Origin of the sequence: Planococcus sp. ISL-110 (assembly GCF_018613575.1) — a bacterium.
Lineage (GTDB): Bacteria > Bacillota > Bacilli > Bacillales_A > Planococcaceae > Planococcus.
Genome location: NZ_JAGGPX010000012.1, coordinates 197,255 through 210,378, shown reverse-complemented (window position 1 = coordinate 210,378; position 13,124 = coordinate 197,255). Strand labels below are relative to the sequence as shown.

The 13,124-nt window shown below is 43.8% G+C and carries 12 protein-coding genes and 1 riboswitch; of the genes, 9 read left to right on the top strand and 3 right to left on the bottom strand.

What is annotated here, in order from left to right; all coding sequences use genetic code 11:
- The first annotated feature begins 7 nt into the window (after nt 1-7).
- From J7I83_RS08820 to J7I83_RS08805, 4 genes are all read left to right on the top strand, one after another.
- Nucleotides 8-622, top strand: coding sequence for a PH domain-containing protein (locus tag J7I83_RS08820; RefSeq protein ID WP_215100327.1), 615 nt, complete (start codon nt 8-10; stop codon nt 620-622).
- A gap of 107 nt (nt 623-729) precedes the next feature.
- Nucleotides 730-1,155, top strand: coding sequence for an acyl-CoA thioesterase (locus J7I83_RS08815; RefSeq protein ID WP_215100326.1), 426 nt, complete (start codon nt 730-732; stop codon nt 1,153-1,155).
- Nucleotides 1,156-1,215: 60 nt separating this feature from the next.
- Nucleotides 1,216-1,317, top strand: a riboswitch (purine riboswitch).
- A gap of 147 nt (nt 1,318-1,464) precedes the next feature.
- Entirely contained in the window at nt 1,465-2,052 is a 588-nt protein-coding gene (locus J7I83_RS08810) for a xanthine phosphoribosyltransferase (protein ID WP_215100325.1), read from the top strand.
- The gene (locus J7I83_RS08805) at nt 2,049-3,368 is read left to right on the top strand and encodes a nucleobase:cation symporter-2 family protein (protein WP_215100324.1); all 1,320 of its coding nucleotides are present in this window, start codon (nt 2,049-2,051) and stop codon (nt 3,366-3,368) included. Before J7I83_RS08810 ends, J7I83_RS08805 begins: the two co-directional genes overlap by 4 nt.
- Before the next feature lie 43 nt (nt 3,369-3,411).
- Here J7I83_RS08805 and J7I83_RS08800 read toward each other — a convergent pair whose 3' ends face one another.
- Nucleotides 3,412-4,416 carry an alpha/beta hydrolase gene (locus tag J7I83_RS08800; protein ID WP_251047541.1) on the bottom strand — a complete coding sequence of 335 codons (1,005 nt, stop codon included), beginning with the start codon at nt 4,414-4,416 and terminating at the stop codon, nt 3,412-3,414.
- A gap of 288 nt (nt 4,417-4,704) precedes the next feature.
- Here J7I83_RS08800 and J7I83_RS08795 point away from each other — a divergent pair, with 288 nt between their 5' ends.
- Together J7I83_RS08795 and J7I83_RS08790 are read left to right on the top strand one after the other, a co-directional pair.
- Nucleotides 4,705-5,442 (top strand): hypothetical protein, encoded by a 738-nt coding sequence (locus tag J7I83_RS08795; RefSeq protein WP_215100322.1) that lies wholly within the window; start codon nt 4,705-4,707, stop codon nt 5,440-5,442.
- Between the two features lie 102 nt (nt 5,443-5,544).
- On the top strand, nt 5,545-6,483 hold the full coding sequence (locus J7I83_RS08790; protein ID WP_215100321.1) for a ring-cleaving dioxygenase: 939 nt from the start codon (nt 5,545-5,547) through the stop codon (nt 6,481-6,483).
- Nucleotides 6,484-6,818: 335 nt separating this feature from the next.
- Here J7I83_RS08790 and J7I83_RS08785 read toward each other — a convergent pair whose 3' ends face one another.
- Nucleotides 6,819-7,727 carry a proline dehydrogenase family protein gene (locus J7I83_RS08785; RefSeq protein WP_215100320.1) on the bottom strand — a complete coding sequence of 303 codons (909 nt, stop codon included), beginning with the start codon at nt 7,725-7,727 and terminating at the stop codon, nt 6,819-6,821.
- A gap of 302 nt (nt 7,728-8,029) precedes the next feature.
- Between J7I83_RS08785 and J7I83_RS08780 the strand changes: the two genes are divergently transcribed.
- Nucleotides 8,030-9,439: a hypothetical protein gene (locus tag J7I83_RS08780; protein WP_215100319.1), complete on the top strand. Its 1,410-nt coding sequence runs from the start codon at nt 8,030-8,032 to the stop codon at nt 9,437-9,439.
- Nucleotides 9,440-9,580: 141 nt separating this feature from the next.
- Entirely contained in the window at nt 9,581-10,897 is a 1,317-nt protein-coding gene (locus tag J7I83_RS08775) for an acetamidase/formamidase family protein (RefSeq protein ID WP_353048247.1), read from the top strand.
- Between the two features lie 307 nt (nt 10,898-11,204).
- Here J7I83_RS08775 and J7I83_RS08770 read toward each other — a convergent pair whose 3' ends face one another.
- Nucleotides 11,205-11,765: a shikimate kinase gene (locus J7I83_RS08770; protein WP_215100317.1), complete on the bottom strand. Its 561-nt coding sequence runs from the start codon at nt 11,763-11,765 to the stop codon at nt 11,205-11,207.
- A gap of 179 nt (nt 11,766-11,944) precedes the next feature.
- Between J7I83_RS08770 and J7I83_RS08765 the strand changes: the two genes are divergently transcribed.
- The gene (locus tag J7I83_RS08765) at nt 11,945-12,985 is read left to right on the top strand and encodes a lactonase family protein (RefSeq protein ID WP_215100316.1); all 1,041 of its coding nucleotides are present in this window, start codon (nt 11,945-11,947) and stop codon (nt 12,983-12,985) included.
- The last annotated feature ends 139 nt before the right edge of the window (nt 12,986-13,124 follow it).

Sequence of the window (13,124 nt, the reverse complement as noted above, 5' to 3'; positions counted from 1 at the left end):
TGGCGAGATGTTTAAAAAAATGGCTTCAGAAGCTCTTGGCTTATCGGATATAGGAAAAATAATTGATCCGCAGGATTTTGACAAAACGGATTCTGATGATTACGTCATGTACGAAGACGGAGAAAAAATCTATTTTCTAATTAAAACAAAATCGGACGAATACTGCTTCACTAACCTTGCCGTCATTCACGTTGATGGAGATAGTGCGATGTCCTCTAAACGGACGCTAAGACGCTATCCGTATGCTCAGCATACGATTTCAGGTGTTGTTCTCGAAACTGCCGGTCGAATTGACCTGGATATAGAAATCGCCTTTACCGCAGGAACAATTCCTTTTAAAATCGATGTTCAAAAACAGCAGGCGAATCGCTTGAAAGACCTATACAAGTCACTCCTGAGAATTGCTGAAAATAGCCATGAGAATGCAATCATGATGAAAATAGCCAATGACAGTCTGGAGAAGGCGGTTACCGTTCTGCAGAATTCGAGGTCCAGCGATGTGGCATTGGATGATCAATACTCGAAACTGACCGATTTCGGTTTTACCTGGATGACTTCTGTCCGCAATCAATACCATATTAAAGACTTTGGCGATGTATTTGAAAAGTACATCAACAATTAAGCGGGGGAAGATGGATGCCGGGTCGGTACCATCTTTTTTTGGTGATTTTCTAAGGGTCAGGCAATTATCAGCGAGAGAAAGAGTTTCGCTAAACTAGGAGGAAGCAGATGTATAAAACGATATTGACACCAAGAGTTTCCGAAACGGATGCAGTCGGACACATCAATAATACGACCTTACCGGTATGGTTTGAGGCAGGCCGAAAACCTGTGTTCGACCTGTTTACACCGGATCATGATTTTGCGAACTGGAAAATGGTCATCGTTAAGACCACTTTGGAATTTACAGGGCAGCTTTACTATGGCCAGGATGTTGAAGTGAACGTCTGGGTCAAGAAAATTGGCGGCAGCAGTCTGGAGTTGTATGAAGAGTTGCGCCAGAATGGCAATCTTTGCGCCCGGAATGTTGCTATTTATGTAAATTACAATCTGGATAGCCGGAAATCCGAAAAAATTCCGGAAGGCATTCGTGCAGAGCTAGGTAAGCATTTATGGAAAGAACAAGGTGAGGAAATGGAAATTATGTCAGAATAAAGGGAATACTTTTTTAAATTAAGGCTCTGTTAAAAAGCGAAAGCAGCGTGCTATAATAAGACCATTCAAATACAATCTACTCATATAATCGCGGGGATATGGTCCGCAAGTTTCTACCGGTTTGCCGTAAACAGACTGACTATGAGAAGCAACGAAGCAGATGGATTGCGCCTTTTTAGGCGTCTTTTCTTTTTGTTTCCTTTCGAATTCAAGCTCGAAGGACATTGCTCCACTCATGGTATGGATGGATGCACGTTCTGTGGGCTTTTTTTTTATGCCTTCAGCCGTGACAGAAGAGGAGCTGACAGCATGAAGAAATTACAGGAAAAAATTCTATCAGACGGCAAAGTCTTGTCGGAATCGGCATTGAAAGTGGATTCATTTTTAAATCATCAAATTGATCCTCCGTTAATGCAGGCGATTGGGGAAGAGTTTGCTTTGCGCTTTAAGGAAGATGGCATCACAAAAATTTTAACTTTAGAATCTTCGGGAATTGCACCGGCAATGATGACGGGGTTGGTTTTAGGTGTGCCGGCGGTTTTTGCAAGAAAGCGAAAATCACTGACATTGGTGGATCAGTTATACACAGCAAGTGTTCACTCGTATACAAAAAATGAAACTAACGAGATTTCTGTATCGAAAGATTTTATCCAAAAAGACGATATTGTGCTGGTCATGGATGATTTTCTTGCCAATGGCCAAGCAGCACTTGGTTTACTGGACATTGTTGAACAAGCTGGCGCAACCTTGGCTGGAATTGGCATTGTTATCGAAAAAGGCTTTCAGCCAGGGGGCAGTTTGCTTCGTGAACAGGGCATCCGTGTAGAAACGCTGGCTAATATTTCTTCTTTAAAAAATGGGGAAGTGACATTTTTTGAGGAGGCGGAAAGCCAATGAAAAAAGCATTGGGCGAAACAGCCTTAGGGTTTCAGCATGTCTTGGCTATGTATGCAGGAGCAGTGTTAGTACCGCTTATTGTCGGAGAGGCTCTTGGGCTGACAGCTGAACAGTTGACCTACCTCGTTGCGATTGATATTCTCCTTTGCGGTGTGGCCACCATTCTTCAAATTGTCAGCAACCGATTCTTTGGCATCGGCCTTCCGGTTGTTCTTGGCTGTACGTTTACGGCCGTCGGACCCATGATTGCCATTGGTGGGCAATACGGGATTTCCGCTATTTATGGGGCAATTCTTGTTTCAGGTGTATTTGTTATATTAATTAGTGGTTTTTTTGGCAGTTTGGTTCGGTTTTTCCCTCCAGTTGTTACGGGAACAGTAGTTACCATCATCGGAATCACGTTAATCCCGGTAGCCATTAACAATATGGGAGGCGGGCAGGGAGCCAGTGATTTTGGTTCACTCGTCAATATCGGATTGTCTTTTGGTACTCTTTTGTTCATCGTCCTCATGTATCGATTTTCAACAGGCTTTCTGAGAGCCATTTCCATTTTAGTAGGGTTGGTTGTTGGAACAATCGTTGCCGCTTTTTATGGAAAAGTAGATTTTTCACCCATTGCCGATGCCTCATACTTTCATATGATTGAACCTTTTTACTTTGGCACCCCGACTTTTGAGTGGCCTGCCATTCTGACGATGATCTTGGTGGCGATGGTGTCCTTGGTGGAATCGACAGGTGTTTACTTTGCACTTGGTGACATCACGAAAAAGAAAATTGCCGAGAAAGACTTGGCAAAAGGATACCGGGCTGAAGGGTTAGCCATTGTATTGGGGGGAATATTTAACTCCTTCCCTTATACTGCATTTTCACAAAACGTAGGACTGATTCAAATGTCCGGCGTCAAATCACGTAAAATTATCTTGATTGCTGGCATCATGCTGATCACTCTTGGGTTTGTTCCTAAGATTGCAGCTGTGACCACGATTATCCCGCCATCTGTCTTGGGTGGAGCCATGATTGCGATGTTCGGTATGGTCATTGCACAGGGCATTAAAATGCTCAGTACGATTATTACCGACTCTCAAGAAAATTCCATGATTATCGCGTGTGCTGTCGGAATCGGACTTGGGGTTACTGTAGTTCCTGAGTTGTTTGTTCAACTGCCTTCGAGCATTCAAATTTTGACGAGCAATGGCATCGTAGCGGGAAGCGTTACGGCCATCGTCCTGAATATACTTTTCAATATGCTTCCTTCCAAAAAGAGACAGCGTGCAGCTGCTCCTGTTGTACAAGAAAGCACAGTAAATCAGGGATGAAAATAAAAACGAGCAAACCGCTTCGCAGCGGATTGCTCGTTTTTTATTTGCTGTGGACGAAAAGAAATTGGCGGGTTTTTTCAAGAGTGCTCCGTGCATCTTCTGTGCTCAAATCATATTGATATTCATGCTTCAGGTTTTTCTGAGTACCTTTAAAAAACACTGAGCTGACCTGTACTTCGTTGGAGTGCAGAAGTTCGACCAGTTCAGCAGACTGGGAAACGAACGGATCGGCATCGCCGGCAGTTATGAAAACAGGCGGAAAGTCCGGGCTGATGTGCTGGACGGTGGAAAGCTCATCGATTTTTGGAAATGATTCGAAAGGCTCAGCACCTGTATATGCTGTAAGAAACTGACCGATGTTTGGAAAAGCGGTGGCGCGGACTGTATCCAGGTTATACAACCCGCTTAATAACAATGCTCCTTGAAGCTGGCTATTGGCGATAGCGGGCTGAATCGCCATGGTTTCGGCAAGCTTCACATTTGAAACAAGAGCGGCAACCTGACTGGCAATTTGTGCACCTGCAGAATCGCCTCCTATAAAGACCCGTTCCATGTCGCCGCCGTATTCAGCAGCATGCAGCTGCATATAAGCGAGTGCCTGATTGGCCTGCAGCACGGGACCTGGATAAAGAGACTCTGGAGCGAGGGCGTAATCAATATTTGCCACTACATAGCCGGAATCCGCCAAAGCCATTGCGTAATCCTGGCGGCTGTCTTTGGATCCCCCAATATAGCCTCCTCCATGAATCCATAAAATGACCGGCATGGGAGCGGCTGCGTCCTTAGGATGATAAATATCCAAAAAGCTATTTTTTGAATCACTGTACGCTAAGTTTTTAACAATTCTGACCCGCTCATTGATTTCGTTGATATCAGGCGGTGGACTGAAAGCAGCGGAACCCGAGATTTGTATAGATGCTGAAGCGTCGGGAGAAGAGTTTATTTCCTCAAAAACGACTGTAATAAATAAAAGGGTGATCAAGGAAAAAGGAACGATCCATGTTTTTTGAATCCAGCGTTTAGTTTGAGCTCCCACAGTAACCATCCTTTATAGTGAATTTCCCCGGCATTATATAAATAGAGCTGAAGAGCAAACATGCCAGATATTGCTCCGCTCATTTGAGGCCCAGTATGCATCTGGAATTCTTTACTTTTAAGACAATTAATGCAACTTTTCTATATAATAGCAATGCTAACATGAATAAAGATTGTGACCAATGGATTAAGGTTATCAAAATGAAATATATTTGTAACAGTGCGTAAGCGGGAATGAAATATAAAGTGGGTACTTTAAGAGGTAGAGCTTTTTTGAGCTTTCGAAGGGAGTGAGCGGATGTTTGGATTAGCTGATCTAATAGCATTGATAATTTCCGCATTCATTATTTTGCCGGTAGTCGTCTTTTTGAGGGAATCGGGTTATTTAGTGATGGGTTTAATATTGGGAGTAAAAAATCCTCGGATGACGATAGGCTCAGGGCCAAGAATTGTCAAAATAGGGATGTTTGATATACGTAGGTACTATCATTTATACAGTTGGTTTTCGTACGATTCATTGAAAAGAGAAGGTAAAGTTGCATATATATCGCTTTATGCTGGACCGATTTTAGTGAATATAGTGGTGGCCTTTATCATAAATGCCTTAGTGGCGAATGGCATGCTGGAAGAATACGCGACGTTTTGGAATCGTTTTGTCTTTTATGCATTTTATTATGTAGTGTTCGATATCGTGCCGATGAAAACAGCTAACGGAATGCCGAATAACGGGCTGATTATATATGAAATGCTTCGCTACGGCCGAAGAACAGATTTCAATGATGATCCTTTCTTGCCTTCCACCTCAGAAGTGGAAGAACAATATCACGAGGATATGGAAAAAATAGAAGAAGTTAAAGAGCAGCAAAAAGATCAGATAGAGGAAGAACAGGAGAATTCAAATATCTCTAAAACAGAAGAACAGGAGATAAAAGAAGAAATTGAAAAGGACAAACAGGACAATAAAGAAGGCTTGGAAGAAATTAAAAAACAACGGAAAGAACAGTTGGAAGAATATGAAGACAACAAGCCTGAATGAAGTTTTAATGTCCAGGTGAGGAATTGGAATCAATATTTTTAATTCAAGATAATACAATGGTAAGATACCCATATAGTTTTAATGACAAAGGAGTGCTGCGCAATGACGAAAGAGTCGATGGGAATTCACCATATTACTTCAATTGTAGGAGATCCACAGGAGAATGTTGATTTTTACGCAGGTGTATTGGGTTTGCGCTTAGTAAAGAAAACGGTGAATTTTGATGATCCAGGAACTTATCATTTGTATTTTGGCGATGAAACCGCAAAACCGGGGACCATCATTACGTTCTTTCCATGGGGAGATGCCTATAAAGGGAAAATCGGAGATGGCCAAGTGGGCGTCACCACCTATGCAGTTCCTGCCGGAGCTTTGGCTTTCTGGGAAAACAGACTGGCAAAATTCAAGATTCCGTTCTCGAAAGCAAAGCGTTTTGAAGAGCAGTACTTAACATTTGATGATCCGCACGGGCTGCATGTGGAACTGGTTGAAAGACAGCAGGGCGAAGCGAACAGCTGGGAAATCGGTGAAGTAACGCAAGAGGTTGCAATCAAAGGATTTGGCGGAGCCACTTTATACACGGCCAATGCAGAAAAAACCGCTGAGTTATTGGAAATGGTCATGGGCCTTGAGAAAGTCGGAGAAGAAGACGACCTCTTGCGCTTCCGTGCAGCGAGCGATCTAGGCAATATTATTGATGTGAAATTGTCTCCAGTCGGTACAGGGCAGATGGGTGTTGGAACTGTCCATCACATTGCGTGGCGTGCACAGGACGATGCCGATCAATTGGATTGGAAAGAGCAGGTGGAGACATACGGACTGGGCGTAACGCCGGTCCAGGACCGCAATTACTTCAACGCCATCTATTTCCGTGAGTATGGGGATATCCTATTTGAAATCGCTACCGATCCACCAGGATTTGCGATTGATGAATCTCCGGAAGCTCTGGGAGAAGCATTGATGCTGCCAGCACAATACGAAAGACACAGAAAAAATCTTCAGCGCGACCTACCGCCAATCCAAGTAAGAAACCTGGATTGAGGATAGAAAAGTGGAAGCGCCCATGTAGCTCTGCCGGGCATAAGCCAACCCAGCAGAGTGGCGTGTTTTCAGCCGCACAGCTGGGTTGGCTTATGACCCAAAGAGCTGGGCGCTGGAACTGGACAAAGAAAAGCGTAAGCAGCCGTGTAGATTCGACGGGCATAAGACGCTCCGGCGAAGCGGCGTTTCTTCAGCCGCACAGCTGGAGCTAGACATAAATAAAAGTGGAAGCGCCCATGTAGCTCTGACAGGCGTAAGGCGGACCAGCAGAGTGGCGCCTACGAAGTCAATAACCATAAGAAAGCACTTCCGAAAAAATCGGAAGTGCTTTCTCTTTATTTGGATATTAAACTTCTTAATGCCAAACTGATGTTTTGAGGTCTTTCAGCCAATCTTCTCATATAGTAAGCATACCAGTCCTGGCCAAAAGGTACATAAGTCGTGAAGGCAAAGCCCTCTTTTGCCAGATCTTTTTGCATTTCTGTACGAAAACCGTAAAGCATCTGGAATTCAAAGCGATCCAGCGGAATGTTTTTTTCTTTTACAAATACTTTTACCTGTTCGATAATGTGATGGTCGTGCGTCGCAATCGACGTGTAGCCAGGAGACTGAAGATGGATTTTGATCAGCTCAAGGTAATTTTTATCGATTTCTTCTTTCTCCTGAAGGGAAACTTCTGCGCTTTCTTTATACGCACCTTTTACAAGTCGGAGGCGAACATTCTTTAGATTTTCCACATCTTTCTCAGATCGGTATAAATAGGCTTGGATAACTGTGCCGACATTATCGTATTCCTTGAGCAGGGCTTCGAGAATATCTAGTGTTTGTTGCAGGTGGTCGTAATCTTCCATATCTAAATTAATGAAAATTTCATAGGTGGCAGCAGCTGCCACAATTTCCTGGATGTTCTTCAGACAGAAGGCAGGATCGACATCGAGACCGATTTGCGTTAATTTAACGGACATATGCGCATTCACGCCATGAGTCTGAATGGCTTCCAATGTGTTCAATATGGCCTCTTTGGCTTTTGTCGCTTCTTCTTTGGTGTGGACAAATTCACCGAGACTATCTATAGTTGCACTGATTCCGTTGGCATTTAGTTCCTTTACGGACTTCATCATACTTTGGATATCAGTACCAGCGACCATCTTTCCGGCGCCTAACTTCAAGCCCCACTTTTTAGCGGCACTATTTAATGGCTGGTTTTTGGACAGCGCAATGAAAAAACTTTTTGTAACACCCACGGTTAATTCCTCCCATACTGTTAGAACATGTCATCGATAAGCCGAGCCGATAAAAAAGGGAAATGCCTTGCTCAATGAAATACAGTTTATTTTCCGGAGGAAGTTGCTGTATAATTCATTGTTATCTCAGAGCATATCACAGATTAACTGAAAACAAAAAATCTCAAGTATTGGTTGAAATCTTTGCAGGGTATTCCCCATTCAATTTGGGATTCAAATGGAAGCCATAGAGTTTAAAATATAAAGAGGTAAAAAAGTGTAGAATGGAAAAAGATAATGACCATGATTAAAGGGGGGCTGGAATGAAGCGTAAAGCTGCTATAGGATTTATTTTTTCCGTTTCGATATATGCCTTGTTGCATTTTATCACTTACTTTTATAAGAACACCGCATTAACTGAGATGCTTTCTATTTTGGGTGTTCTAATTTTGTTGTCGGCTTTGTTTTTACTGCCCTTTAAAAAAATTCAATTACAATTGTTTTTAGTTGGTATGGCGTTGATTGTATTATTTTTCACGAGCAATTCGTTCGAGGCCGATGTAATACAAGGATTACAGCAAATGAGAAGCCTGATCGGTTTGCTGCTAATCGTGCCAATGATTAGTTGGGTTTTAAAAGAAGAGCCTTATATAGAAGAAATTATGAGTTTCGCCCATAATTTTCTAAATAAGAGCCAGAAGTTTTACTTTGGTCTCATGGCGATGACCCAAGTGATTTCCCATTTCCTTCTATTTGGAGTCGTGCCGATGATGTACCACTTTATTGATACATTTTTAAAAGATCACAAAGACGAGGCGTGGGAAAATTTTAAAGGAACGGCTATCCTGCGTGGCTTTGGGCTATCTACGTTATGGGTCATCAGCATCCCCAGCTTTATTTTTGCGGTGGAGGCGCTGGAAGCGACCCTTTGGAAATCGATGGCTCTTGGGTTTGCTTTCGCTTTCGCGGGAACGATTTTATCGGTAATCTTTTCTTATTTCCAGGAAAAGAAATACGGAGTGGACTTTAGCTATATTTTGAAACAGGAAATCGATAAAGCCATGAAGAACTCACGGAACCAAGGAAAATGGAATAAGGATGTTGCAGAATTCGTGTTTTTGTTCATTTCGCTGTTTGGGACCATTTTCTTTGTGCACGAAATGACTGGATTGGAATATTTGCTGACCATTCCATTAGTGATCCTTGTATGGACCATGCTGTATTTTTTAATCAAAAGAAAACCTTCCAGTTTTGTTGTGGAAACCCGGTATTATTTTTCGACAGGAATTGCGAAGCAAGCACAGCAGTTCAGCATTTTAATTGCCGCAGGTTTATTGATTTATGCATTAAATCAATCCAATGTAGGTAACTATGTGATTGGTGGCATGAACTATTTGACCGGAATCATTCCTGTGCTGAATGTTCTTTTCCTGGTTCCGTTCATTGTCATTTTCTTAGGGTTTATTGGATTGGGTCCGTTGCCGGTCATCGTTTTGGTGACAGGGATTTTGGAAGCGATCCCTTTCCCTTATCCGCCGGAACTGATAGTGCTGGCCGTGACTTCAGGAAGTGTCATTTCCATCATTCTGTCGCCTTTCGTGATGCCGGTTATTATTTTGAGCAGCGTTAATGGATTGAGTGGCATCCGGAATGGCCTCGAATTCAATTTGAAGTTTGCTGTCGCATTTTACATAATGGTCCAATTATTCATTCAAACAGCCATTCATCTATAGTGAACTCTTTAAAATATGCATGAGGCCTTTAAAGGCTCTCATGCATATTTTAAAGAGTTTACAGGCTGGAAATTGAAAGCATCTGATTGAAAGCGTATAATTTAAAATAACTGAATATTAAAAACGATGGAGGCGATAAAGGTGGAGAAAAAAGTTCAGACGAAAACAGCGGTGGAGACTTTACTGGTCAACCGGTATGTCGATGGCGTTTTGGATCCTGGAAAAGAAATGCTTGGGCCGATAAAAGACGGTGGCCATATCATTGCCCACACAGCCCCAGGATGCTGGGGACCGATGATTACGCCATGCATCCGCGGCGGCCATGAAGTAACACAGCCGGTTTATGTCGAAGGTGCAGAACCGGGGGACGGCATTGTCATTAAGATCAAGTCGGTCGAAGTGACATCCCATGCCACTTCCTCAGGGAATGACAGCCCTGTCGAAGGCCGTTTTCTTGGAGATCCTTTTATTGCGGTGAAATGTCCGGGGTGTGGAACGATGTATCCGGACACGGTCATCAAAGGCGTTGGAAATGAAGCCATTCGCTGTGCCAATTGTGATGCGGACGTTACGCCATTTGTTTTCACAAATGGCTATACCATGTTTTTCGGAGAAAAAGGTGATGTGGGAATCACTTTGTCAAAAGAAGCAGCCGAAACGATTGCTGAAGATGGCCGTGGTTATATGAAAACACCTGAGAACTCTGTACAAAATCCGATTGTAACATTTGCGCCGCATGATTTGGTTGGAACTATCGCGCGTATGAGGCCATTTTTGGGGCAGCTGGGAACAACACCTTCCCGTCCGACTCCTGATTCGCACAATGCCGGAGATTTTGGTTCGTTTCTTGTCGGTGCCCCACATGAGTATGCGAGCACACAGGAAGAGTTGGAAACCCATCGGACAGATGGCCATATGGATATCAGCCGCGTCCGTGCCGGTGCGGTATTAATTTGTCCTGTCAAAGTACCAGGGGGTGGTATTTATCTGGGGGACATGCATGCGATGCAGGGAGATGGAGAAATTGCCGGACACACTTCGGACGTTGCTGGTATTGTGCATTTGGAAGTGCATGTTGTTAAAGGTTTGAATAACGCCGGTCCAATTTTGCTGCCGAATGTTGAGGATTTACCATATACCGCCAAACCGTTTACAGAAAAAGAGCGGGAGACGGCTCGCCGGCTTGCAGAAAAATGGAAGATAGACAAACTTGAAGAATCGTTGCCGGTCTCCTTTGTCGGAACGGGCCCAACCCTCAATGACGCGACGGAAAATGGCCTGCAGCGGGCAGCTGACCTTTTCAGTGTCACCGTGCCGGAAATCATGAACCGGGCCACCATAACCGGGTCAATCGAAATCGGACGGCATCCTGGAGTGGTGACCATCACTTTCCTGGCGCCTGAAAACTATTTGCAAAGAGCCGGACTGTTCGAACTGGCAAAGGCGCAATACTCCTAGAAAAGCGCAAGCGGCTATCCAGACCCGACAAGCATAAGGCAAACTGGCAAGGTGGCGGTTTTTGCCACATAGCCGGGATGACTTATGACCTCGAGGGTCTAGCCGCTGGAGCTGGAAAATAGAAAAGCGCAAGCGGCTATCCAGACCCGACAAGCATAAGGCAAACTGGCAAGGTGGCGGTTTTTGCCACATAGCCGGGATGACTTATGACCTCGAGGGTCTAGCCGCTGGAGCTGAACAAAATAGAAAAGCGCAAGCGGTTATTTCGGATAAAAAAACCGCCATTTAAATATGGCGGTTTCCACTTTTATTTTGGCTGGGGCGCATGGATTTCCCAGGATAATTTCAAGGCGTCGGCCAAATAATCAGCGGCTTCTTCTGCTTTGAAATTATCCACTTGAAATTTGGAGTGATTTAACGAATAAATAGTTTGCCGTTCAAGAAACAGCGTTTTCATATCTTCTAGAGAACGCCCTTTTAACAAAGGGCGGTTGTCGACGAGAATATGGATACGGTCTTTCCACGAATCCCATGAAATATCAAGAAACAGGACGATGCAATCGGCCATGCAGATGTCCTGTATTTCTTTTTGCAGAAAGGCACCGCCACCAACAGAAATGATGTTCAGTGGCTGTTGGCTGTATTTTACAATCAACTCCTTCTCTTTGGCGCGGAAGGCCTGCTCCCCATAGACTTCAAATATTTTCGGAATCGGCATGGCAAATTCCTTCTCAATTTCCACATCAATGTCAACGAAGTTGCGGTAAAGTTTTTGGGCCAATAGTTTTCCGACGGTTGTTTTTCCGACTCCCATAAAGCCGATGCACACAATGCTTTTTTCGCGGATGGATAAACCGAAATTTCTCATGGACAACCTTCTTTCTCATATAATGGACTGGTCAGGTTTCATAGCTTACTTTAACTCATCTGCCCCGGATATTCACGGAAATTAAAAATTTTATAATTAAACGAAGAAGTTGCTTCTTGGCAATGGTCACGCCAAGAGTCGAAAAGTTTGCTTTGCACTAGATATCGAGGAGGAATTTGATGACAGCCAGCTACCTGCTGACAGGATCGTATTCATCAGAAAAAGAACCGGGCATCAAACTTTGGGAATTTGAAAATACTACCGGAGAATTGACAGAGCTAATGGGTATAGCGGGCATTGAACGCCCTTCTTTTATCGCTGTCCACCCGAACGGAACAAGCTTTGTCGCCACCAGTGAGGTAGGCAATGGAGAGCTTGTCAGCTATTGGATTCATCCAGCTGCAAAAAAAATAGTGGAAATCAATCGCCAATCTTCGAATGGTGATCATCCAGCTCATGTCACTATCGATGAAACCGGACAATGGCTGTTAGCTGTTACCTATTCAGGCGCCACTGTTAATTCCTATCCTCTCCGTGCAAATGGGGCTATAGGAGATTTAGCGGCTTCAGTAAAACATGTAGGATCCGGGGCGAATGCAGAACGGCAAGATGCTGCCCATCCGCATTCCATCATACAGTTTCCAGGGAAAAATCTGTTCCTGGTATCAGACTTGGGGACGGATACGATATGTACTTATAAGCTGGATGCTGATACAGGTGCATTGACGCTCAAATACAAAGTACAAACAGAAGAGGGGGCCGGACCGCGCCATTTAAGCTTTCATCCTACGGAACCTCTGGTTTATTCATTAAACGAAATTAATTCCACGCTGATGGTCTACAAAGTCAGCCAAGATGGGCGATTGGAATTTTTGCAGCTGCTGCCTTTAGTACCCGACAGTTATCCAGGAGAAAATACCAGCGCAGAAATTGCTGTTTCAAGCGATGGTCTTTTTGTCTATGCCTCAAACCGTGGGCACGACAGCATCGCGTCTTTTGCCATTCAGGATAATGGTACATTAGAAAATATCGGGTTGACCGGATCAGGTGGAGAAGGTCCGAGGCATTTTGCTTTAATTCCCGGCAATGTCTGGATGGTAGTGGCGAATGAAAATTCACATACGCTCGTTGTTTTGAAGGTCGTCGATTCAGGTGCTCCCTGTACAGTCGAGAATATTGTCCAGACTACCGCTCCGGTTTGTGTCAAAGTAATTAAGTAAAGGCAATAAAAAAGCAGGCAGAGACTTTTTTCTCTGCTTGTTTTTTATTGCCTTTTAAAAACGTAGGGCATGTTTCCATTCATTTATTGTCAGGGTCTTCGGTACAAAAGTTCTGAAAGCTGAGGCACACAGGCTTTCG

Coding starts and splice junctions, on each gene's coding strand:
- J7I83_RS08780 (WP_215100319.1), top strand. CDS start 8,030: ATGAAGCGTAAAGCTGCTATAGGATTTATTTTTTCCGTTTCGATATAT.
- J7I83_RS08800 (WP_251047541.1), bottom strand. CDS start 4,416: ATGGTTACTGTGGGAGCTCAAACTAAACGCTGGATTCAAAAAACATGG.
- J7I83_RS08805 (WP_215100324.1), top strand. CDS start 2,049: ATGAAAAAAGCATTGGGCGAAACAGCCTTAGGGTTTCAGCATGTCTTG.
- J7I83_RS08795 (WP_215100322.1), top strand. CDS start 4,705: ATGTTTGGATTAGCTGATCTAATAGCATTGATAATTTCCGCATTCATT.
- J7I83_RS08765 (WP_215100316.1), top strand. CDS start 11,945: ATGACAGCCAGCTACCTGCTGACAGGATCGTATTCATCAGAAAAAGAA.
- J7I83_RS08810 (WP_215100325.1), top strand. CDS start 1,465: ATGAAGAAATTACAGGAAAAAATTCTATCAGACGGCAAAGTCTTGTCG.
- J7I83_RS08820 (WP_215100327.1), top strand. CDS start 8: ATGTTTAAAAAAATGGCTTCAGAAGCTCTTGGCTTATCGGATATAGGA.
- J7I83_RS08790 (WP_215100321.1), top strand. CDS start 5,545: ATGACGAAAGAGTCGATGGGAATTCACCATATTACTTCAATTGTAGGA.
- J7I83_RS08815 (WP_215100326.1), top strand. CDS start 730: ATGTATAAAACGATATTGACACCAAGAGTTTCCGAAACGGATGCAGTC.
- J7I83_RS08770 (WP_215100317.1), bottom strand. CDS start 11,765: ATGAGAAATTTCGGTTTATCCATCCGCGAAAAAAGCATTGTGTGCATC.